The sequence below is a fragment of the Plantactinospora sp. KLBMP9567 genome (genome assembly GCF_033446045.1).
Classification (GTDB): domain Bacteria; phylum Actinomycetota; class Actinomycetes; order Mycobacteriales; family Micromonosporaceae; genus Plantactinospora.
This window is the reverse complement of record NZ_JAWQRR010000006.1, coordinates 194,571-215,509: the sequence shown is the minus strand read 5'-3', so window position 1 is coordinate 215,509 and position 20,939 is coordinate 194,571. Positions and strand designations below refer to the sequence as shown.

The 20,939-nt window shown below is 71.8% G+C and carries 21 protein-coding genes; 10 read left to right on the top strand and 11 right to left on the bottom strand.

Annotation, left to right across the window (positions count from 1 at the left end; all coding sequences use genetic code 11):
* Positions 1-135: 135 nt before the first annotated feature.
* Positions 136-1,056, bottom strand: a complete 921-nt coding sequence (locus R6Y94_RS03775; RefSeq protein ID WP_318394599.1) for a cytochrome c oxidase assembly protein — start codon at positions 1,054-1,056, stop codon at positions 136-138.
* 141 nt (positions 1,057-1,197) lie between these two features.
* On the opposite strand from R6Y94_RS03775, the gene R6Y94_RS03770 reads away from it, so the two are divergent.
* From R6Y94_RS03770 to R6Y94_RS03755, 4 genes are all read left to right on the top strand, one after another.
* Positions 1,198-1,797 carry a heme-copper oxidase subunit III gene (locus R6Y94_RS03770; protein ID WP_318394333.1) on the top strand — a complete coding sequence of 200 codons (600 nt, stop codon included), beginning with the start codon at positions 1,198-1,200 and terminating at the stop codon, positions 1,795-1,797.
* Positions 1,798-1,872: 75 nt separating this feature from the next.
* Positions 1,873-2,721 carry a cytochrome c gene (locus R6Y94_RS03765; RefSeq protein WP_318394332.1) on the top strand — a complete coding sequence of 283 codons (849 nt, stop codon included), beginning with the start codon at positions 1,873-1,875 and terminating at the stop codon, positions 2,719-2,721.
* A gap of 67 nt (positions 2,722-2,788) precedes the next feature.
* Positions 2,789-3,874 (top strand): ubiquinol-cytochrome c reductase iron-sulfur subunit, encoded by a 1,086-nt coding sequence (locus R6Y94_RS03760; protein ID WP_318394331.1) that lies wholly within the window; start codon positions 2,789-2,791, stop codon positions 3,872-3,874.
* The gene (locus tag R6Y94_RS03755) at positions 3,871-5,499 is read left to right on the top strand and encodes a ubiquinol-cytochrome c reductase cytochrome b subunit (protein ID WP_318394330.1); all 1,629 of its coding nucleotides are present in this window, start codon (positions 3,871-3,873) and stop codon (positions 5,497-5,499) included. The genes R6Y94_RS03760 and R6Y94_RS03755 overlap by 4 nt, the downstream gene beginning before the upstream one ends.
* Before the next feature lie 660 nt (positions 5,500-6,159).
* On the opposite strand, the gene R6Y94_RS03750 is transcribed toward R6Y94_RS03755, so the two are convergent.
* Together R6Y94_RS03750 and coxB are read right to left on the bottom strand one after the other, a co-directional pair.
* Positions 6,160-6,585: a cytochrome c oxidase subunit 4 gene (locus tag R6Y94_RS03750; RefSeq protein ID WP_318394329.1), complete on the bottom strand. Its 426-nt coding sequence runs from the start codon at positions 6,583-6,585 to the stop codon at positions 6,160-6,162.
* A gap of 11 nt (positions 6,586-6,596) precedes the next feature.
* Positions 6,597-7,559, bottom strand: a complete 963-nt coding sequence (gene coxB / locus R6Y94_RS03745; RefSeq protein ID WP_318394328.1) for a cytochrome c oxidase subunit II — start codon at positions 7,557-7,559, stop codon at positions 6,597-6,599.
* 171 nt (positions 7,560-7,730) lie between these two features.
* Between coxB and R6Y94_RS03740 the strand changes: the two genes are divergently transcribed.
* A complete protein-coding gene (locus R6Y94_RS03740) occupies positions 7,731-8,882 on the top strand; it encodes a cysteine desulfurase family protein (protein WP_318394327.1) in 1,152 nt (383 codons plus the stop codon).
* Positions 8,883-9,033: 151 nt separating this feature from the next.
* Positions 9,034-9,267 (top strand): sulfurtransferase TusA family protein, encoded by a 234-nt coding sequence (locus tag R6Y94_RS03735; RefSeq protein WP_318394326.1) that lies wholly within the window; start codon positions 9,034-9,036, stop codon positions 9,265-9,267.
* Positions 9,268-9,331: 64 nt separating this feature from the next.
* On the opposite strand, the gene R6Y94_RS03730 is transcribed toward R6Y94_RS03735, so the two are convergent.
* From R6Y94_RS03730 to R6Y94_RS03720, 3 genes are all read right to left on the bottom strand, one after another.
* Entirely contained in the window at positions 9,332-10,306 is a 975-nt protein-coding gene (locus R6Y94_RS03730; protein ID WP_318394325.1) for a carbohydrate kinase family protein, read from the bottom strand.
* 441 nt (positions 10,307-10,747) lie between these two features.
* Positions 10,748-11,116: an iron-sulfur cluster insertion protein ErpA gene (gene erpA, locus R6Y94_RS03725; RefSeq protein WP_318394324.1), complete on the bottom strand. Its 369-nt coding sequence runs from the start codon at positions 11,114-11,116 to the stop codon at positions 10,748-10,750.
* Positions 11,117-11,387: 271 nt separating this feature from the next.
* Complete coding sequence (locus tag R6Y94_RS03720; RefSeq protein ID WP_318394323.1) at positions 11,388-12,527, bottom strand: glycerate kinase; 1,140 nt, start codon at positions 12,525-12,527, stop codon at positions 11,388-11,390.
* Between the two features lie 69 nt (positions 12,528-12,596).
* On the opposite strand from R6Y94_RS03720, the gene nadA reads away from it, so the two are divergent.
* The 3 genes from nadA (at position 12,597) to R6Y94_RS03705 (ending at position 16,169) form a co-directional block, all read left to right on the top strand.
* Positions 12,597-13,766, top strand: coding sequence for a quinolinate synthase NadA (gene nadA / locus R6Y94_RS03715; RefSeq protein WP_318394322.1), 1,170 nt, complete (start codon positions 12,597-12,599; stop codon positions 13,764-13,766).
* Positions 13,767-14,024: 258 nt separating this feature from the next.
* A complete protein-coding gene (murA, locus tag R6Y94_RS03710) occupies positions 14,025-15,380 on the top strand; it encodes a UDP-N-acetylglucosamine 1-carboxyvinyltransferase (RefSeq protein ID WP_318394321.1) in 1,356 nt (451 codons plus the stop codon).
* A gap of 180 nt (positions 15,381-15,560) precedes the next feature.
* A complete protein-coding gene (locus tag R6Y94_RS03705) occupies positions 15,561-16,169 on the top strand; it encodes a DUF3043 domain-containing protein (protein ID WP_318394320.1) in 609 nt (202 codons plus the stop codon).
* Between the two features lie 230 nt (positions 16,170-16,399).
* Here R6Y94_RS03705 and R6Y94_RS03700 read toward each other — a convergent pair whose 3' ends face one another.
* Positions 16,400-16,708 (bottom strand): AzlD domain-containing protein, encoded by a 309-nt coding sequence (locus tag R6Y94_RS03700; RefSeq protein ID WP_318394319.1) that lies wholly within the window; start codon positions 16,706-16,708, stop codon positions 16,400-16,402.
* Between the two features lie 91 nt (positions 16,709-16,799).
* Positions 16,800-17,504 (bottom strand): AzlC family ABC transporter permease, encoded by a 705-nt coding sequence (locus R6Y94_RS03695; RefSeq protein WP_318394318.1) that lies wholly within the window; start codon positions 17,502-17,504, stop codon positions 16,800-16,802.
* A 54-nt stretch (positions 17,505-17,558) separates the two neighbouring features.
* On the opposite strand from R6Y94_RS03695, the gene R6Y94_RS03690 reads away from it, so the two are divergent.
* Positions 17,559-18,131, top strand: a complete 573-nt coding sequence (locus R6Y94_RS03690; RefSeq protein WP_318394317.1) for an XRE family transcriptional regulator — start codon at positions 17,559-17,561, stop codon at positions 18,129-18,131.
* Positions 18,132-18,164: 33 nt separating this feature from the next.
* On the opposite strand, the gene R6Y94_RS03685 is transcribed toward R6Y94_RS03690, so the two are convergent.
* Genes R6Y94_RS03685 through R6Y94_RS03675 form a run of 3 tightly spaced genes read right to left on the bottom strand, consistent with a single transcriptional unit; the run spans position 18,165 to position 20,831 of the window.
* The gene (locus R6Y94_RS03685) at positions 18,165-19,166 is read right to left on the bottom strand and encodes an ATP-binding cassette domain-containing protein (protein WP_318394316.1); all 1,002 of its coding nucleotides are present in this window, start codon (positions 19,164-19,166) and stop codon (positions 18,165-18,167) included.
* Positions 19,163-19,984: an ABC transporter permease gene (locus tag R6Y94_RS03680; protein ID WP_318394315.1), complete on the bottom strand. Its 822-nt coding sequence runs from the start codon at positions 19,982-19,984 to the stop codon at positions 19,163-19,165. The genes R6Y94_RS03685 and R6Y94_RS03680 overlap by 4 nt, the downstream gene beginning before the upstream one ends.
* Entirely contained in the window at positions 19,977-20,831 is an 855-nt protein-coding gene (locus tag R6Y94_RS03675) for an ABC transporter permease (protein WP_318394314.1), read from the bottom strand. The genes R6Y94_RS03680 and R6Y94_RS03675 overlap by 8 nt, the downstream gene beginning before the upstream one ends.
* Between the last annotated feature and the right edge of the window lie 108 nt (positions 20,832-20,939).

Below are 20,939 nucleotides of genomic sequence, written 5' to 3'. Positions count from 1 at the left end.
GGGCTCCCACCTCGTAGCTGCCCGCCGATCGTACCGGTCGGCTCCGCGGCCCGACCGGGCCGCCCGGCTCCCGGGGCCGGCACCGCCCGAATCCCGGGAAATCGGGTACGCCGGCGCCGCACCCGGCCCGGCCCGTTACACCGCGCTGCCGGCGGCCCGATCCCGGGCCTCCTGGCGGTCCAGTTCCCGGTCCACCCGACGGGCCTCCCGCTCGGACTGCCGCACCCACTGCACCACCAGTACGGCGAGCATGGTGACGCTGACGAACTCGCCGCCGGCCCAGAGGACCCCGCCGGCGACCTCCTGGTCGTTCCACGGGTCGGACCAGGCCAGCCCGAGCGACGGGTACCAGTCGCCGCCGAAGAGGGTGGTGCTCTGCATCACCGTGAGCCCGAGCACGGTGTGGAACGGCACCGAGAGCACCATCAGCAGCGCCCGGGCCGGGTACGGCCAGCGGCCCGGCAGCGGGTCGAGCCCGACCAGCGGCCAGAAGAAGAGGCAGCCGGTGAGGATGAAGTGCGCGTGCACCAGCTCGTGGCCGAACGAGTTCTCCAGGGTCCAGCGGTAGAGCCCGGAGAAGTACAGCACGAACGGGTTGACCACGAAGACCGCGTAGGCGAAGAGCGGGAAGGAGAGCACCTTCGCCACCCGGCTGTGCAGCACCGCGAGGAGTCGCCGCCGGGGCGCCTTGCCGAGGGTACGCAGCGCCAGCGTCACCGGGGCGCCGAGGGCGAGGAAGATCGGCGCGACCATCGACAGCACCATGTGCTGGACCATGTGCACCGACAGCAGGGTGGTGTCGTACGCGCCCAGCCCGCTCAGCGTCACCGAGGCGATCCCGCCGAGTCCCGGCCCGAGGAACAGCACCGTACGCAGCACCGGCCAGGAGTGGCCGCGCACCCGCAGCCGGTGTACGCCGTACAGGTAGCAGGCGGCGGCCAGCACCAGGCCGACGGCGAGCCAGTTGTTCAGGGTGGCCTCGGTGAAGATGGCGGAGACGGTGAACGGCGCCGTCTCGGCGCCCCCACCGGCGAGAACGGCCGGTGCCGGGAGCACGACCGAGGCGGATCCGGGATCGAGGTGCAGCACGTTTTCAGGCTAGGCCAGACGAACCGGGCGAGGGCCGTCACCCCGTCCGACGAGGCAGTTAGGCCACCCCGACGATGGCCGATGCCGATCAGGGGCAATAATGACCGCGTGACTGCGGCCTCAGCCATTGACAAGAGCCGGATCCACTCGCTGACCCGACCCAACATGGTCAGCGTCGGGACGATCGTGTGGCTCTCGAGCGAACTCATGTTCTTCGCGGCGTTGTTCGCGATGTACTTCTCCATCCGGGCGGCGGCGCCCGAGCAGTGGGAGAAGCACACCGAGGTGCTGCAAATCCCGTACGCGACGACGTTCACGGTGATCCTGGTGCTCTCCTCGGTCACCTGCCAGATCGGCGTCTTCGCGGCCGAGCGGGGTGACGTGCACGCGCTGCGCCGCTGGTTCACGATCACGTTCGTGATGGGCCTGGTCTTCGTCCTCGGCCAGCTCAACGAGTACCGCAACCTGGTGCACGAGGGCGTGAAGATCAACGCGGACGGGTACGGCTCGGTCTTCTACCTGACCACCGGCTTCCACGCGCTGCACGTGACCGGCGGTCTGGTCGCCTTCGTCATCTTCATGATCCGGACAACCATGGGCCGGTTCACCCCGGCGCAGGCGACCTCGGCGATCGTCGTCTCCTACTACTGGCACTTCGTCGACGTGGTCTGGATCGCGCTCTACGGCATGATCTACTGGCTTCAGTGATCTTGGAGCTGTCACGTTCCGCCCCGTTGCCCCGTCCCTGAGACAAGGTCGAGAAAACCGTTAAGGACACAGGCCATGACTTCTGACACCCCCGGCGGCGACCGCTCCCGCGGGCTGCTCTCGCGGCTTCGCCGCGCGCGGTCGAGGCCGCGCGGCAAGGCCCGCCGTCGACTGGGCGCCGCGGTCCGGCTGCTGGCCGCACTCACCCTGGCCGGCGGCGCCTACACCGTCTTCGCTCCGGGCCTCTCGGCGCAGGACACCCCGCAGCTCACCTCGGCGGCACAGGAGGGCAAGGCACTCTTCGACACGAGCTGCGTGAGCTGCCACGGCCGCAACGCGCAGGGCGTCGAGGGGCGTGGGCCGAGCCTGATCGGCGTCGGCGCCGCCTCGGTGGAGTTCCAGGTGAGCACCGGTCGGATGCCGCTGGCCCGGCAGGAGGCCCAGGCCGAGGAGAAGCCGCCGGTCTTCAACGACGAGCAGACCACCCAGCTCGCGCAGTACGTGCAGGAACTCGGCGGCGGGCCGCAGCTCCCCGAGGGGAACAACCTGCACCGCGACGGGGACGTGGCCGAGGGCGGCCGGCTGTTCCGGATCAACTGTTCCTCCTGCCACACCTTCGGCGGTGGCGGCGGTGCGCTCTCCTCCGGAAAGTTCGCCCCGAACCTGCGGGACGCCAGCGACCGGCAGATCTACGCCGCGATGCTGACCGGACCGCAGAACATGCCGGTCTTCGGTGACAACCAGCTACGGCCGGAGCAGAAGGCCGACATCATCGCGTACGTCCAGCAGACGCTGGCTGAGGACCGCGACCCGGGTGGACTGAACCTGGGCCGGCTCGGCCCGGCCTCCGAGGGTGTGGCGATCTTCCTGGTCGGCATGGTCGCGCTGGTCTTCGCCGCGCTGTGGATTGCGGGGAAGTCATGAGCGAGCGAATCAGCAAGTTCAGTGCGGACGAGCCTCATGGCGAGCCGGAGCAAAGCGGAGGGTCGGCATGAGCACGCGCACCGACGGACACACCTCCGGCACCAGCCGCCCGATCGACGTGAACGACCCGCAGGTCTCCCGGTTCGACATCGTCCGGGAGGGCGCCCGGCGCGACGACATCGAGATCGTCCACTACGAGGCGCAGTTCCCGGTCCCCGGCACCAAGGCCGAGCGCCGGCTCACCCGGACCATCGCCGGGATGTTCCTGCTGGTCGGGCTCTTCGCCACCGCGTTTGTGGTGGCGTACGTCTGGTGGCCCTGGCAGTACAAGCCGGGCACCGGCGCCGGCAAGCTCTACACCCCGGTCCTCGGCCTGACCCTGGGCCTGGCCCTGCTGCTGGTCGGCATCGGCATCCTGGCCTGGGGCAAGAAGCTGATGCCGAAGGAGGTGTCGATCCAGGATCGGCACATCGAGCCGGCCAGTGACGAGGACCGCAAGATCACCGGTAGCACGCTGGTCTACATGGCCGACGAGCTGGGCGTACGCCGCCGGCCGCTGCTGGGCGTCTCCCTGCTCGCCGGTCTGGCCCCGGTGGGCGCGGTCGCCGCGGCACCGCTGATCGGTGGCCTGATCGAGCAGCCGCACAAGAACAACCAGTACTTCACCACCGGTTGGAAGCCGCAGGACGGCAAGCGGATCCACCTGACCCACCACGACGGCACCCCGGTACGCCCGGAGGACGTCAGTCCCGGCGGTCAGATCACCGTCTTCCCCGGCATCGAGGGCGGCGCGACCAACAAGCACGCCGACTCCCCGGTCCTGCTGATCCACCTGCGGGAGAGCGACGCGACCGAGGCGAAGGCGGCGAACGACCGGGACGGCAAGCAGGACTTCATGTGGGGTAACTACATCGCCTACTCGAAGATCTGCACCCACGCCGGCTGCCCGGCCAGCCTCTACGAGCAGCAGACGAACCGGCTGCTCTGCCCGTGCCACCAGTCCCAGTTCCTGATCACCGACAACGCCCGCCCGATCTTCGGACCCGCGAGCCGGCGGCTTCCTCAGCTTCCCCTGGCCGTTGAGGAAGGCTTCTTCGTCGCGCAGTCCGACTTCACCGAGACCGTCGGGCCCGACTTCTGGGAGCGGCCATGAAGCGTCGTAGGTTCGATCTGGCAACCGTGCCGGGCAAGGCGGCCCGGGAGGTCGACGACCGGCTCCAGGTGAACACCCCGCTGCGGGCCGTGCTCAACAAGGTCTTCCCGGACCACTGGTCGTTCCTGCTGGGCGAGATCGCGCTCTTCTCGTTCATCGTGCTGCTGCTGACCGGCGTCTACCTGACGCTGTTCTTCGAGCCGTCGCTGCGCGAGGTGACGTACGACGGCAGCTACCGGCCGTTGCAGGGCACCCACATGTCCGCCGCCTACGCCACCTCCCTGGACATCTCGTTCGACGTGCGCGGCGGCCTGGTCATGCGGCAGATGCACCACTGGGCGGCGCTGCTCTTCATGGCGTCGATCATCGTGCACATGATGCGGATCTTCTTCACCGGAGCGTTCCGCAAGCCGCGCGAGCTGAACTGGATGATCGGCTACCTGCTCTTCTGGGTGGGCTTCCTGGCCGGCTTCACCGGTTACTCGCTGCCGGACGACGGCCTCTCCGGCACGGGTCTGCGGATCGCCTCCGCAATCATGCTCTCCATCCCGGTGGTCGGCACCTGGGTCACCACGGCGATCTTCGCCGGGGAGTTCCCGGGCGAGATCATCATCAGCCGCTTCTTCATCGCCCACGTGCTGCTGATCCCGGCCCTGCTGGTGGGTCTGATCACCGCGCACCTCGGACTGGTCTTCAAGCAGAAGCACACCCAGTGGCCCGGCCCCGGCCGGACCAACTCGAACGTGGTCGGCGAGCGGTTCTTCCCGCGCTACGTGCTCAAGCAGGGCGGCTTCTTCATGGTCGTCTTCGGGGTGATCGCGCTGCTCGGCGGGCTCGCCCAGATCAACCCGATCTGGCTCTTCGGCCCGTACGAGGCCGGCGTGGTCTCCGCGGCCAGCCAGCCCGACTGGTACGTGATGTTCCTGGACGGGTCGACCCGGCTGATGCCGCCGTGGGAGATCAACCTCCCGATCGGCGACGGCTACGTCATCCCGCCGCTGTTCTGGCCCACCGTGGTGCTGCCCGGCATCCTGACCATGGTGCCGCTGTTCTATCCGTTCATCGAGGCACGGCTGAACAAGGACCGGGAGACCCACAACCTGCTCCAGCGCCCGCGTGACGTGCCCGGCCGGACTGCCCTCGGTGCGATGGCGGTGTCGTTCTGGCTGGTGCTGACGCTCTCCGGCGCCAACGACGTGATCGCGGAGAAGTTCTGGATCAGCCTGAACGCGATGACCTGGGCGGGCCGGATCGGGTTGATCGTCGTACCGCCGCTGGCGTACTACCTCACCTACCGGATCTGCCTCGGGCTCCAGCAGCACGACCGGGAGGTGCTGGCGCACGGCGTCGAGACCGGCATCATCCGCCGGCTCCCGAACGGGCAGTTCGTGGAGGTGCACCAGCCGCTCGGCCAGACCGACGAGCACGGACACGGCGAGCTGGAGTACGTCGGCTGGGTCGTACCGAAGAAGATGAACCGGCTGGGCGCGCTGGGCCCGGCGATCCGGGGCTTCTTCTACCCGATCGAGAAGCCGGCCGAGGCGCCGGTCTCGCCCGGGCATCCGCCGGTCGAGCCGCGCCCCGAGCGCCAGGAGATCGGCAGCGGCAGCGGTAGCAGCCGCTGAGCGAAACGCACCAGGTGGCGCCCGCCGGAGTTTCCGGCGGGCGCCATTCTCGTTTCCAGGACGATCGATCGCCACGCCCGTAGCCGGGACCCGGGTGTCACCGAGGGCCCGGAGCGGTCCCGGACCTGCTCGACGGCTGGCTGGGCCAGCCCATCCTCCGCCGACGACGGCCAGCGGGCGGTAGACGGTCTTCGCCGCCCACCACCCCCGATCGCTGACCGACCCGCTGGCCGCGCCCTCCGCCACCTGACGGCCTGGAGCGGGCCGTCGCCTTGCGGCCGCACCTCCGGCGGCCTGGAGCGGGCCGTGGCCGGCCGGCTCGACCGGGCACGACCGGGCACGACCGGGCACGACCGAGCAGCCAGGCACGACCGAGCAGCCAGGCACGACCGAGCAGGCCGGGCAGGCCGGGCCGAAGAGCTGGCGTCGGTGCCGGAACCCGGAGGCGGAGGCCGGCAACCTGCTCGCCCTCGCCACGGTCTCGCCGACGCGTCATGGCGGGCTGCGCAGCGCGTCGGCCGCCCGGGCCCGTGCTTCTCGGGTACCACCCGGACCAGATCTTCGCCACACGGCCCGCTCAGCACGGCTGACGGGTACCAAACGACGGCGACCCGCAGCCCCCGAAGGGCCACGGGTCGCCGGAGAGGCTGGCGGCGCCGGTCAGTGCTCCGCGGTACGCCGGGTGCCGGAGTAGTACTCGAAGAGCAGCCCGCAGGCGCCGAAGATCACCGCGACCATGCCGGTGGCGATCAGCCACCACTGCCAGAACACCAGGCCCAGGCCGGCGATGGTGGCGGCGAGGGCCAGCCCGAAGGGCCAGTAGCTGCCCGGGCTGAAGAAGCCGACCTCACCCGCGCCGTCCGAGATCTCGGCATCCGGCCGGTCCTCGGGGCGCGGGTCGATCCGCCGCGACACAAACCAGAAGAAGCCGCCGCACATCGCGGTGAGCAGGAACGACAGCGCCAGCGCGACCGTACCGATCCACTCCACCCGCCCGTCCACGCCGGACGTCCACAGCCCGTAGACGACCGCCGCGAGGGCGAGGAAGATCGAGACGACGCCGAACAGCTTCCACTCGGTCTTCATCTGGCCGCTCCTCAGCTTCCCGCGCTCGCGTTACCGAAGTTGTTGACGTCCCGCCGGGTCTCGAACGGCCGGGTGGTCTGGGCGAGCGGGGGCTCGCCGATGGCGACCAGGGCGTCCTGGGTCGACTGGCCGGCCCGCTTCGCCTCGATGAACCGGTCGTACTCGTCCGGCGAGACGACCCGCAGCTCGAAGTTCATCATCGAGTGGTACGTGCCGCACAGCTCGGCGCAGCGGCCGACGTACGCGCCCTCGGTGTCGAGGCTGGTGACCTCGAAGACGTTGCGTACGTTGCCGGGGAAGACGTCCCGCTTGAACAGCAGCTCCGGCACCCAGAACGAGTGGATGACGTCCCTGCTGGTCTCCTCGAACCGGATGCTCCGGCCGGTCGGCAGCACCAGGATCGGGATCACCTCGGTGGTGCCCAGGGTCGAGGCCACCGTGTTGGCGCCCTCGCCCGGCTTGTCCCGGTAGTTGAACTGCCAGTTCCACTTGAACGCAACCACCTCGACGGTCACGTCCGGGTTGCTGGTGACCTTGTTCACCCCGGTCTGCACGATCGCCGTGTAGTAGAAGAGCACGGCGACGACCAGGATCGGCGCGATGGTGTAGAGGAACTCCATCGGCATGTTGAACCGGGTCTGCACCGGCAGCGCCTCGCCCCGCTTGCGGTAGCGGATGACGCACCAGAAGATCAGGCCCCAGACGAAGATGCCGACCGCCAGGGCCGCGATCGTCGAGCCGATCCAGAGGTCGTACATGCGGTGGGACTCGGGGCTGATGCCACCCTGCGGCCAGCCGAACCCGTCGAACGTCCTGCCGACGTCACAACCGGTCAGCAGGGCGAGCAGCGCGGCGCCACCGGCTCCGAGCCCGGCCAGCCGGCCCACCGACGGGCGCGGGCCGCGCCCTCGGGCGTCCCGGGGACTGTTCTGCCGTACGGCCGACGGCCGTACCTCCGAACCCCTTGCGACCACCTGGTCCTGCCTCCCTAGCGCGCCGCGGCGTCCGGATTGTCGACACCGGCGGCAAAGGCGTCACCGACGGTCGCAGATTACTCGACCTGCGTAGGCTGGACGGCCTTGGGGTCCGCGTCCCCACTCTGCCGGGGGATCTTGCCCGATCCCCCGGCGCGCTACGGTTTCCTGGTGAGCGAGCCTCCGGCGTACTTCGACGCGGCCTCCGCGGCACCGTTACACCCGGTAGCCCGGCAGGCGATGCTCGCCGCGCTGGAGGACGGCTGGGCCGATCCGGCCCGGCTCTACGCGCCGGCCCGCCGGGCCCGCCAACTCCTGGACGCGGCCCGGGCGGCCACCGCCGAGGTGCTCGGGGTACGCCCCGACGAGCTCTCCTTCACCCCCAGCGGTACGGCGGCGGCGCACGCCGCGGTGCTCGGCGGGCTGGCTGGGCGGCGCCGGGCGGGCGGCACGCTGGTGCACTCGGCGATCGAGCACTCCGCGGTGCTGCACGCGGCGGAACGGCACGTGGCCGCCGGCGGTACCGCCACCCCGATACCGGTGGACCGGGCCGGGCGGCTCGATCTCGACGCCTGGTCGTCGGCGGTGGCCGGCCCTGGAGTGGCGCTCGCCACCCTGATCAGCGCCAGCCACGAGGTGGGTACGGTGCAGCCGGTGGCCGAGGCGGCGCGGGCCTGCGCGGCGGCCGGGGTACCGCTGCACGTCGACGCCGCCCAGTCGGTGGGCCGGCTGCCGGTGCCGGAGGGCTGGTCGATGCTCTCGGCCAGCGCGCACAAGTGGGGCGGCCCGCCCGGGGTGGGGCTGCTGGTGGTCCGCAAGGGCACCCGCTGGGAGTCGCCGTATCCGGCCGACGAGCGGGAAGCGGGTCGTACCCCCGGGGTGGGAAACCTGCCGGCGATCGTGGCGGCGGCGGCCGCGCTGCGGGCGGTGCACGCGGAGGCTGCGGCCGAGGCCGCCCGGCTCGGCCCGCTGGTCGACCGGATCCGCGCCACCGTGGCGACGACGGTGCCCGACGTGGAGGTGGTCGGCGACCCGGTACGCCGGCTGCCGCACCTGGTCACCTTCTCCTGCCTCTACCTGGACGGCGAGGCGCTGCTGCACGCCCTGGACCGGCGCGGCTTCGCGGTCTCGTCGGGATCGTCCTGCACCTCGTCCACGCTGCGCCCGTCGCATGTACTGGAGGCGATGGGAGTGCTGTCGCACGGCAACGTGCGGATCTCGCTGCACCGGGAGAGCACCGAGGCGGAGGTCGACCGGTTCCTCGCCGAACTGCCGGGGATCGTGGCCGGGCTGCGCGCCGAGGCCGGCGTGGTCGGACTCTGAGACCGCTCCGGCGGGCCGGTTGGCCCGGCGCGGCCCGGCGTCGGACAATCGCCGGAAGGCCGACGGCAGCGGTCGCCGGCAGTTCGGGCGACCGCTGCCGGGTAGGCCGAGGGGATCGGAAGGGGCGTACTCAAGTGCCGGGAGGTCAGCGGTGAACGGGCCGGACGAGGTCGTCGACTGTCTCGGCCAGCGCTGCCCGTTGCCGGTCATCGCGGCGGCCCGGCGACTGCCCCAGCTGCCGGTCGGCGGCGTGCTCCGGGTACTCGCCGACGACCCGGCCGCGGCGATCGACATTCCGGCCTGGTGCCGGATGCGGGGGCAGGAACTGGTCGACACCCCGACCGTCGACGGCTCCCCCGCGTACGACATCCGCCGCGCCCACTGACCGGAGGCCGGCGGCGCGGGTGACGCCCCGCGCCGCCGTACCCGCCGGGTGACCCGGCGACGTCTCAGCCCAGGTGCTGCCGGACCTCTTCAGCGGCCTGGTCGCCGTACGACTCGGCGAGGCGCTTGACGAAGAGGTCGCCCCGGACCTCGTATTCCTGGGTGCCGATTGTCTCCAGCACCAGCGTGGCGAGGAGCGAGCCGATCTGGGCGGACCGTTCCAGGCTCAGGCCCCAGGAGAGGCCGGCGAAGAATCCGGCCCGGAAGCCGTCGCCCACCCCGGTCGGGTCGGCGGCCTGCAACTCGCGGGCGATCGGCACGTGGATCCGGTCGATCTCCCGGCCGTCGATCTCCACGCCCTCCTTGCCCAGCGTGGTAACCCGGATCTTGACCCGGTCCAGCAACTGGTCGTCGGTCAGCCCGGCCTTGCTCTGCAGCAGCGACTTCTCGTAGTCGTTCGTCAGCAGGTAGTCGGCGCCGTCGATCAGACCGAGCACGTCGGAGCCGTCCATCCGGGCGAGCTGCTGCGACGGGTCGGCGGCGAAAGCGTACCCCCGCTGGCGGCACTCGTCGGAGTGCCGCAGCATCGCGTCCGGGTCGTTGGCGCTGACCAGCACCAGGTCGAGCCCGCCGACCCGGTCGGCGACCGGGGCCAGCTCGATGTTGCGGGCCTCGCTCATCGCCCCGGCGTAGAAGGACGCGATCTGGCACATCTCGGTGTCAGTGGTGCAGACGAACCGCGCCGTGTGGGCCACCTCGCTGATGTGCACGGAGGCGCAGTCGACGCCGTGCCGCTCCAGCCAGGACCGGTAGTCGTCGAAGTCGGCGCCGACCGCACCGAGCAGCACCGGCCGCAGGCCGAGCTGCGCCATCCCGAAGGCGATGTTGGCGGCGACCCCGCCCCGCCGGAGCACCAACTCGTCGACGAGGAAAGAGAGCGAGACCTTGTGCAGCTGGTCGGCGATGAACTGATCGGCGAACCGGCCCGGGAAGTGCATCAGATGGTCGGTGGCGATCGAGCCGGTGACGGCGATCTTCATGTCGGGCCCTCGGAGTTGAGACGGAAATGCGGCCGGGTCAGCCTACCGGTCCGTCGTCCGCCATGTCCCCGATCGATCGGGTACCAGCTAACTGGGCGTCATCCGCAGCTCGCCGCCCGGCAACCTCGGGCCGCCGCGACGCGGGCCGGCCGGGCGGGGCCGCGAGGCCGTCTCGGATTTCACCGGGTGCCCGGGGCCCGGCCCGCCCCGACCGGGACGTCCTTGGGACGCCGAAGACGGCAAAGTGCTCTGGCAACTGTCTGGCCCGACCGCGTCGACGTCGCCGGGACGATCCGGGACGCCGAACGGGCCGCTCCGGCGCGGCGGCGTGACGGACTCTCCGGGTAAACGTCACGCCGCCCGCACGGGGCGACCCGCTCAGGCATTCAGTATCTAACGGCAGATCGGGCCGTACCGGGTAAAACCGGGACAAAGCACCGATCAGTGGAACGAATCTCCGCAGGCGCACGAGTTCTGCGCGTTCGGGTTGTCGATGGTGAAGCCCTGGGCGTCGATCCGGTCGGCGAAGTCGATGGTGGCACCGGTGAGGTACGGCGCGCTCATCCGGTCGACGACGACCTCGACGCCGCCGAAGCCGCTGACCACGTCACCGTCGAGCGAGCGCTCGTCGAAGAAGAGCTGGTAACGCAGGCCCGAGCAGCCACCCGGCTGCACTGCGACCCGCAGCCGCAGGTCGTCGCGGCCCTCCTGCTCGATCAGGGCCTTCACCTTCTGCGCCGCGACGTCGGTCAGGACGACGGTGCTCGGAGCGGTTGCCGCGGTCGACTCAGTCTGCGCTGGCGTTGTCACGATGAAAGTCTCCCCTGCGCCGGTGCGATGTTTATCCGTACTGGCCAACGCTAGCCGGCTGGCCGGTGATTCCCAATGCGCGTACAAAATCGATTCTAGGCGGATGCGACGCAGGTCACCCAGGCTCGGGTGGAACCCGCCCCGGTGTGCCGGATCGTCCCGGCCGCCCCGACGAATGTGACGAACACCCCAATGCGTCCCGCCGGCCGGCTCCGCGTCACCGGCCCGGTCCCGCCGCGGCAGGGCCCGGTCGGGACCGGCGACCGCCCGATCAGCGGCTCCACTGCCCGGCCAGCCGGGCCGCCAGCGCCCGCAGGCCCTCCGCCGGCCGGCTCATCGCCCGCTCGACGCCACCGTGCGGCTCCCCGCCGAAGTGATCGACCAGGCTGTGCGTCTCGGTCACCCCGGCCGCCGCCGACTCCCGCCGCCCGGCGCTGACCCGACCGGCCAGCACCACGCAGGGCACCCCCCGGTCCCGGGCCGCCCCGGCCACCCCGGCAACCACCTTGCCGCGCAGCGACTGGTGGTCGAAGGAACCCTCCCCGGTGATCACCAGGTCGGCCTCGTCGTAGGCGGCGTCCAGCCCGGTCATCCGGGTGACCAGGTCGATGCCGGACTCGCACCGGCCGCCCAGGGCAAGCAGCGCCGCACCGAGCCCGCCGGCCGCGCCGGCACCGGGCAGCCCGGCCAGCCCGGGTGGGCAACCGGGCAGGTCGCGCTCCAGCACCTCGGCGAACCGCCGCAGCGCGTCGTCGAGCAGGAGTACGTCCTCCCTGGTCGCACCCTTCTGCGGGCCGAAGACGTTGGACGCGCCGGTCAGCCCGGTCAGCGGGTTGTCGACGTCGGTCGCCGCGACCAGCTCCATCCCGCGCGTCTGGGGCCGTCCGGTCAGCCCGGCGACAGCGAGCAGCGCGGCTCCGCCGTACGGGAGGGCCTGTCCTGCGGCGTCCACCGGTACGGCGTTCAGCGCGGCCAGCAACCCCGCGCCCGCGTCGTTCACGGCCGAGCCGCCCAGCCCGACGACGGCGCGCCGGGCCCCGGCCTCGGCGGCGGTGCCGAGCAGCGCGCCGAGGCCGTACGAGGTGGCCCGCCTCGGGTCACGCTCGTGCGGGGCGAGCAGGTGCAGGCCGCACGCCTGGGCGCTCTCCACGTACGCCGTACCGCCGTCGGCGGTGAGCAGGATCTCCCCGTCGACCGGCCGGCCCAGCGGGTCGACGGTGCGGACCGGCACCCGGCGACCGGGCAGGGCGGCGGCGAGCACCTCGACGAAGCCCGGCCCGCCGTCGGAGAGCGGCCGCAGCACCAGGTCGTCACCGGGGGCCACCTCCCGCCACCCGTCCCGGACCGCCTCGGCCACCTCGGAGGCGGAGAGGGTCCCGGCGAACTTGTCCGGACAGATCAGGATCCGCATGGGTCACGAGTGTGGCAGCCCACATCGGTGCGGCCGGAAAGCGGTCCCCGCTGTGAAAACATGGGGTACGTGACTTCGACGTGGGTAGAGCCGTCCAGCACCGCAACCGCCCTGCTGCTGCTCGGCCGGGGCGCCGACCCGGCCAGCGAGCGCGGGGTGGACTGTCCCGGTGAGCTGCCGCCGCCGAGCGACCCGAACCTGGTCGCCCGGGCCAGGGCGGCGAAGGCGGCGCTCGGTGACCGGGTGTTCGTGCTCGGCCACCACTACCAGCGCGACGAGGTCATCCAGTTCGCCGACGTGACCGGCGACTCGTTCAAGCTCGCCCGCGAGGCGGCGGCCCGGCCGGACGCGGAATACATCGTCTTCTGCGGCGTGCACTTCATGGCCGAGAGCGCGGACATCCTCACCACCGACGCCCAGCGGGTGGTGCTGCCCGACCTGGCCGCCGGCTGCTCGATGGCGGACATGGCGGCCCTGCCGCAGGTCGAGGCCGCCTGGGAGGCGCTGGACGAGCTGGGTGTCGCCGGCTCGACAGTGCCGGTGACCTACATGAACTCGTCCGCCGACATCAAGGGCTTCGTCGGGCGCAACGGCGGGGTGGTCTGCACCTCGTCCAACGCGGAGCGGGCGCTGCGCTGGGCGTTCGAGCGCGGCCAGCGGGTGCTCTTCCTCCCCGACCAGCACCTGGGCCGGAACACGGCGGTGCTGAAGATGGGCCTGGACGCCGACGACTGCGTGCTCTACGACCCGCACAAGCCGGGCGGTGGGCTGACCGCCAAGCAGCTCCGGGAAGCCAAGATGATCCTGTGGCGGGGGCACTGCTCGGTGCACGGCCGGTTCACCCGCAGCAGCGTGGACGAGGTCCGGATGCGGGTGCCCGGGGTGAACGTGCTGGTCCACCCCGAGTGCCGGTACGACGTGGTGACCGCGGCCGACTACGTCGGCTCGACGGAGTACATCATCAACGCCATCGAGGCGGCGCCGGCCGGTTCGGCCTGGGCGGTCGGCACCGAGCTGAACCTGGTCCGCCGGCTGGCCAACGCCCACCCGGACAAGCAGGTCATGTTCCTGGACCGGACCGTCTGCTACTGCTCCACGATGAACCGGATCGACCTGCCACACCTGGTCTGGTCGCTGGAGGAGCTGGTCGCCGGCCGGGTGCCGAACCAGATCACCGTGCACCGGGACACGGCGCACCACGCCCGGGTGGCGCTGGACCAGATGCTGGCCCTGCCGTAGCGGACGCAGGCAACTACCGAGGGTAATCGCCGGGGTACGAATTCCTGCCGCTGTCCCCGTTTCGTGCCATCCGTCGCGCTGTGACCGCTCCTTTTCCGTAACCGAGCGCTATGCTGCCCGGGGCCGTGACAGAGTCCGGGCCGGAGGGCGTGACCGCGCCGTGCCGGCCGGGCCACGGGGCGACGGCTGTGTGGACCGGATGGTTCACCCTCGCGGACAGCATCGACGTAGAGCAGCATCGACCCGCTGGAGGTTGCGTTGACCGACGACGTCCTGGTCGTACACGGAGGTACGCCCCTTTCCGGGCAGATCCGAGTGCGCGGCGCGAAGAATCTCGTCTCCAAGGCGATGGTCGCCGCCCTGCTCGGCGACGAGCCGAGCCGGCTCTTCGACGTGCCGCGGATCCGCGACGTCGAGGTGGTCCGTGGCCTGCTCGAACTGCACGGCGTGAAGGTCACCGACGGCGCCGACGACGGCGAACTGGTCTTCGACCCGGCCAACGTCGAGAGCGCCAGCACGGACGAGATCAATGTGCACGCCGGGTCGAGCCGGATCCCGATCCTGTTCTGCGGTCCGCTGCTGCACCGGCTCGGCCACGCTTTCATCCCCGATCTGGGCGGCTGCCACATCGGCCCCCGGCCGATCGACTTCCACATCCAGGCGCTGCGGCAGTTCGGCGCGGTGGTGGACAAGACGCCGGAGGGGATGCACCTGACCGCCCCGTCCGGCCTGCACGGCACCAAGTTCGAGCTGCCGTACCCGAGCGTGGGCGCCACCGAGCAGGTGCTGCTGACCGCGGTGCTCGCCGAGGGCGTCACCGAGCTGCGCAACGCGGCCGTCGAGCCGGAGATCATCGACCTGATCTGCGTACTCCAGAAAATGGGCGCGATCATCAAGGTGCACACCGACCGGGTGATCGAGGTGCAGGGCGTGGCCCGGCTGGGCGGTTACACCCACCGGCCGATCCCGGACCGGATCGAGGCGGCGAGCTGGGCCGCCGCCGCGCTGGCCACCGGTGGCCGGGTGGAGGTGCTCGGCGCCGAGCAGACCGACATGATGACCTTCCTCAACGTGTTCCGCTCGGTCGGCGGGGCGTACGAGGTCACCGACACCCGGCCGCCCCGGGCCGGTCAGCCGGGCCAGGAGGGCGGGATCCGGTTCTGGCACCCCGGCGGCGAGCTGCGGGCGGTGGCGCTGGAGACCGACGTGCACCCGGGTTTCATGACCGACTGGCAGCAGCCGCTGGTGGTGGCGCTCACCCAGGCCCGGGGCCTGTCGATCGTGCACGAGACCGTGTACGAGCAGCGGCTCGGCTACACCGAGGCGCTGAACAAGATGGGCGCCACCATCCAGGTCTACCGGGACTGCCTCGGCGGTACGCCCTGCCGGTTCGGCCGCCGCAACTTCAAGCACTCCGCGGTGATCGCCGGGCCGTCGAAGCTGCACGCCGCCGACCTGGTGATCCCCGACCTGCGGGCCGGGTTCAGCCACCTGATCGCCGCGCTGGCGGCCGAGGGCACCTCGCGGGTCTACGGGGTGGATTTGATCAACCGGGGCTACGAGGACTTCGAGGCCAAACTCGCCGACCTCGGCGCGCACGTCGAGCGCCCGTAACCGGCGCACGGGGGGACCGTGGGGGCGTACGCGGAGACCCGTGGGGGTGGACGCGGGCGCCGGTAGCCGGCGGACCGGATGCCGGGTGAGACCCTGCTCACCCGGCATCCGGGCGGCAGCGGCCGGCGGCAGGCGTACCGCGAGGTGCGGGGCGGGTCGCGGGTTGGCTACCCTTGCCCCGTGCCGTCGCTGTTTCGCCGCAAGCCCACCGACCTCGTCGAGGACGCCACCGCTCAGGTGACCCCCGACGAGGAGTCCGCGCCCGCCCGTCCCCGGGGCTACACCCCGAGCAAGAAGGAGCTGGGCAAGGAGACTCCGAAGCGCCCGAGCGCCGGTCGGCGGGTGGCCGGCGACGCGAAGCCGCTCACCAAGCAGGAGGCCCGGGAGCGGCGCCGGCAGTTGCGGGCCGAGTCGGCCGCCGAGTTCCGCCGGGAGGGCGGTCCCCGGGACCGGGCTCCCGAGCGCGGGCTGGCCCGCGACGTGGTGGACTCCCGGCGTACGGTCGGGACCTGGTTCTTCGGCGGCGCCCTGGTGGTGCTGATCGGTTCGGCCAACACCATGCCTCCGGAGGTGCGGTTCGCCTCCAACCTGCTCTGGGGCCTGCTGGCCATCGCCCTGGTGGTCGACTCGGTCTTGATCTCGCGCAAGATCAAGAAGCTGGTCCGGCAGCGGTTCCCCAAGACCGACCAACGAATGGGCTCGCTTTACGTCTACGCGATCATGCGCTCCATCACGTTCCGCCGGATGCGTGCCCCGGTCCCCCGGGTCAACCTCGGCGACGCGATCTGAGCCTCGGCACGACGTCGGCGCCCAGCGGACAGTCGATCTGCAGGCATCGGATCGACGGGCAGACGATCTTGCGGGCTGAGGGCGTCGGCTTGCGGGCTGAGGGCCGCCGGATCGACGGACAGACGATCTTGCGGGCGCCGGATCGACGGACACGACCTGCCGCAGCCGGGCCTGGAGCCATCTCTCGCGGTCGTCGCCGGCCAGCCGGAGCATCGCCTCGGCCCGACCGGTCACGGGACGCCGAGCAGGCGGAGCAGGGCCGCCGTACCGGCCGCCGCGACCACCACCGCGACGAACGGGGCGCGGCGCCAGGCCAGCACGGCGCCGACGAGTACCCCGGCCGGGCGGGCGAACCCGGCGAACGCGCCGGCCTCGGTCAGCGCTGCCGTCACCGCCAGCGCCGCGAGCAGGGTCGCGGCCGCGATCGGCAGCAGCCGGCTCACCCCGTCGGGCAGAGCCAGCCGGTCCCGTAGCACCACTCCGGCGAGCCGGAGGGCGTACGTGCCGACGGCCAGGGCCAGGATCACCGCGATCAGCATCCGCGCTCCCCGGATCGACGGGCCGGTGCCTCCTGCTCCACGGGACCAGGTCGACGGGCCGGTGCCGGCGACCCGTGCTCGGCCGGGTCGGTCAGCACGGCCGCTCCCGGGGTCGCCGGGGCAGCAGCAGTACGGCCAGGCCGGCCAGGGCCAGCAGCACCGGCAGGCCGGCCGGCAGCACGGGGGTGACCAGCAGCGCGATCGCCGCGCCGGCCAGGGCCGCCCGACGGGTCTGCGGGTCGCGCAGCGCGGGCAGCAGCAGGGCGAGCAGCCCGGCCGGAAACGCGGCGTCCAGCCCCAGCCGGAGCGGGTCGCCGACCCGGCTGGCCAGTAGCACCCCGAGCAGGGTACCGGCGTTCCAGGCCAGGAAGAGCATGGTCCCGGCCAGCCAGAACGCCCGGCGTCGGCCGGCCCGGTCGGGTTGGGCCAGCGCGAACGCGGTGACCTCGTCGGTCATCAGGTGGCTGCCGACCAGCCGGTGCCGCCAGCGCCGCCCGAGGACGTCCCCGAGGGCCAGCCCGAACGGCAGGTGCCGGGCGTTGAGCAGCAGTCCGGCGAAGACCGCCGCGACGGGGCTGCCGGCCGCGATCAGCCCGACCGCGATGAACTGGGCACCGCCGGCGTACAGCAGCGTGGACATCGCGACGATCGCCGGGACCGGGAGGCCGGCCGCGAGTGCCACGGCGCCGAAGGAGGCGCCGATCGCCACCATCGCGACGGCAATCGCGCCGATGTCGCGGAGCAGGGCCCGGACCGGCACCGGTTCGGGTGTCGGCGTTCGGTCTGCCGTACGCATGGTTCAGAATAATGAACACCTACGACACGTTCGTCAACCCGAACGGATGGACCGATGGACCGAACGCAATCCCGTTCCGACGGCTCCCCGGTGCCCGCCATCGCCGCCGCGCTGCGCCGGGAACGGGAACGCGCCGGCATCTCGCTGGCCGAACTCGCCCGCCGGGCCGGGATCGCCAAGTCGACCCTGTCCCAACTCGAGGCCGGCAACGGAAACCCCAGCGTCGAGACGGTCTGGGCGCTCGGGGTCGCCCTCGGCGTACCGTTCAGCCGGCTGGTCGAGCAGCCCCCGCCGGCGGTACGGGTGATCCGGGCCGGGCACGGTCCCGGCCTGCGCTCGCAGCAGGCCGAGTTCACCGGCACCCTGCTGGCGGCCGGCGCGCCGCAGGTACGCCGGGACATCTACCTGATCGAACTCGAACCGGGCCAGGTACGCGACGCCGAGCCGCACATCCCGAGCAGCGTGGAGCATCTGGTGGTGGCCGCCGGCCGGCTGCGTACCGGCCCGGCGGCCGACCCGGTCGAACTCGGCCCGGGCGACTACGTCACGTTTCCGGGCGACGTCCCGCACCGCTACGAGGCGCTCGCCCCCGGCACCTTCGCCGTACTCGTGATGGAGCACCCCTGACACCTGGCGTGATGGAGCACCCCTGACACCAGGTCAGTGCCCGCCGGTGTCGACCGGGGCGGGCGCCCGGTAGAGCCGGGCGACGACGTCCTCGATGTCCGGCTCCACGATGGCGATGTCCCGCAGCGCGGCGACCCGGGCCAGCCCGGCCACCACGTCGGAGGCGGTCGCCGACTCGCAGGCGAAGACCAGCCGCCGCCCGTCGGCCTCGGCCCGCAGCAGCGGCGCACCGGGCAGCACCGGCGGCTCGGCCAGTGGCTCGTCGAGGTCGGCGACCACCTGCCGGCGCGAGCCGTACCGCGAGTGCAGCGCCTCGATCGACCCGTCGTGCACCACCCGGCCGTGGTCGATCACCACCAGCCGCCGGCAGAGCCGCTCGATGTCGGCCAGGTCGTGTGTGGTCAGCACCAGGGTGGTGTCGCCGACCGCGCCGAGTTCGGCCAGGAAGGACCGGACCGCCTGCCGGCTCACCACGTCGAGCCCGATCGTCGGCTCGTCCAGGAAGAGCACCTCCGGCCCGTGCAACAGCGCGGCGGTCAACTCGCCCCGCATCCGCTGCCCGAGCGAGAGCTGCCGCACCGGGACGTCCAGGAACCCGTCCAGGTCGAGTTCCACCCGGCAGCGGCGCAGCCGGGCGGCGTGCTCGGCCGCAGGCACCCGGTAGACGTGCCGGAGCAGGTCGAAGGAGTCCCGCAGCGGCAGGTCCCACCAGAGCTGCGAGCGCTGCCCGAAGACCACCCCGATGCGCAGCGCCAACCGGGTGCGCTGGGCCACCGGCAGCAGGCCGCAGACGCGTACCTGGCCGGACGAGGGGCTCAGCACCCCGGTCAGCATCTTGAGCGTGGTCGACTTGCCGGCGCCGTTCGGCCCGATGTAGCCGACCATCTCGCCGCGCCGGACCGTGAGGTCGATCCCGTCGACCGCGCCCACCACCCGCTTCACCCGGCGGAACCGGCCGGCCCGGACCCGTACCACGAACTCCTTGCGCAGTTCGCGGGCCTCGATCACCGGAGCGTCCGGCAGGGTCGCGGTCACGAGCCGGTGCTCCGGTAGTGGCGCACCCCGAGCCGCCAGGCCGCGGCGGCGAGCGCGGCGGCCGGCAGCGCGACGCCCGGCGCGGCCCACCCCACCCAGGCTGGCAGGCCGAGCGGGTCGGCCCGGCCGAGCAGCGCCAGTGCCGGGTAGTAGGCCACGAAACCGAACCCCATCCCGTACGCGAAGGCCGCTCGGAACCAGCCACTATAGACAGTCATCGGGTACGTGGTGAAGTCCCGGCCGCCGTAGGTGAACGCCGCGCCCACCTCGCCGGAGTCGATCCACCAGAAGGACAGTGACGCGGTGGCCACGAAGATCGCGGCGAAGAAGACCGCCCCGGTCAGCGGGGCCAGCACGGCCAGCGCCACCCGGCCCGGCGTCCACGCCAGATCGGCGGTGACCAGCGCGACCACCAGCACGCCCGCCCCGAAGACGGCCCGGGACGCCTTGCGCAGCGGCAGGTCCATCAGCAGCAGTTGGGGCAGCGCCCCGAGCGGACGGACCAGTACCGCGTCCAGCAGCCCGGTCCGGACGTACTGGCGCAGCGCCTCCACGTTGCCGACCGCGAGATCGGCGGTGGCGAAGGCGGCCGACGAGAGGCCCACCATCACCATCGCCTCGGTCCGGTCGAAGCCACCCAGTTCCCGAGTGACCCGGAACAGCACCAGCACGGTGAGCACGTCGAGCGCGGTGGCGCCGACATTGCTGACCAGGTCGACCACGAACGAGGTGCGGTACGACGCCTGCGACCGGGCCTGCCCGCGCAGCAGCGCCAGATAGGCCGGCGCACGCCGCAGCCGGTACGTCCACTCAGCCACCCTGCACCACCAGCCGGTGCTCGGCCCGACGCTGAACCGTACGGCAGATCAGCAGGACCAGAGCGGCCCAGAGCAGTTGTACGGCCACCATCCCGGCCTGGATCACCGCACCGTCCCGCTCGACGAGTACGTCCAGCGGGGTCTGCAACAGGCTCGGGAACGGGGTGGCCAGCCAGAGCGGCACGGCGATCCAGTCCGGCAGGAACCGCAGCGGGAAGTAGAGCCCGGCCAGTACGCCGGAGCCGAGGGTCCAGAGGATCATCGCGCCGCGCGCGTCGTGCAGCCAGTACGCGGTCGCGTTCACCAGGAACCGGCAGCCGAAGCAGATCACCACCGCCAGCCCGACGGAGAACAGGAAGAGCGGCACCGTCTGCCAACGGGTCGGCAACGCCAGGTCGAAGAAGAGCAGCCCGGTGACGACCGGCGGGAGGAAGCGGGTCAGCAGGGCGTACCCGGCCCGGCCGAGGTCGGTGGCGAGGTAGCTGACCACCGGGGGCACCGGGCGGAGCAGGTCGCTGGCGACCTCGCCGGTGCGGATCCGGTCGGCCAGTTCGGTCCATCGCCAGAGCAGTACCACGGCGAGCAGGCCCTGCCCGACCCAGACGAAGGTGGCCAACTGGGCCTGGCTGTAGCCGCCCGCGACGCCACCGGCGCCGGTGGCGACGGCAAGCAGGACGTAGCAACGCAGGAAGCCGAAGACGGTGTTGGTGAAGGCGCCGGCAAGAGTAGCTTGCCGGTAGGTAGAGTACCGACGAAACCCTGATCCGGTTATCGCAGCAAATGTCCGGAACCATGGGATGATGTTTCGGCTGATGGGTGGTGCCACAGTGGCGGTGACCGAGCCCACGCCGTTACCCTCCTTCCGCGACCACGCTGCACCGAGCCGGGTGACTTTACCCGGAACGCCCGGCTGCCCAGCGAGATTTTTCGACGAGGTGACACCCCGTGAGTGAGC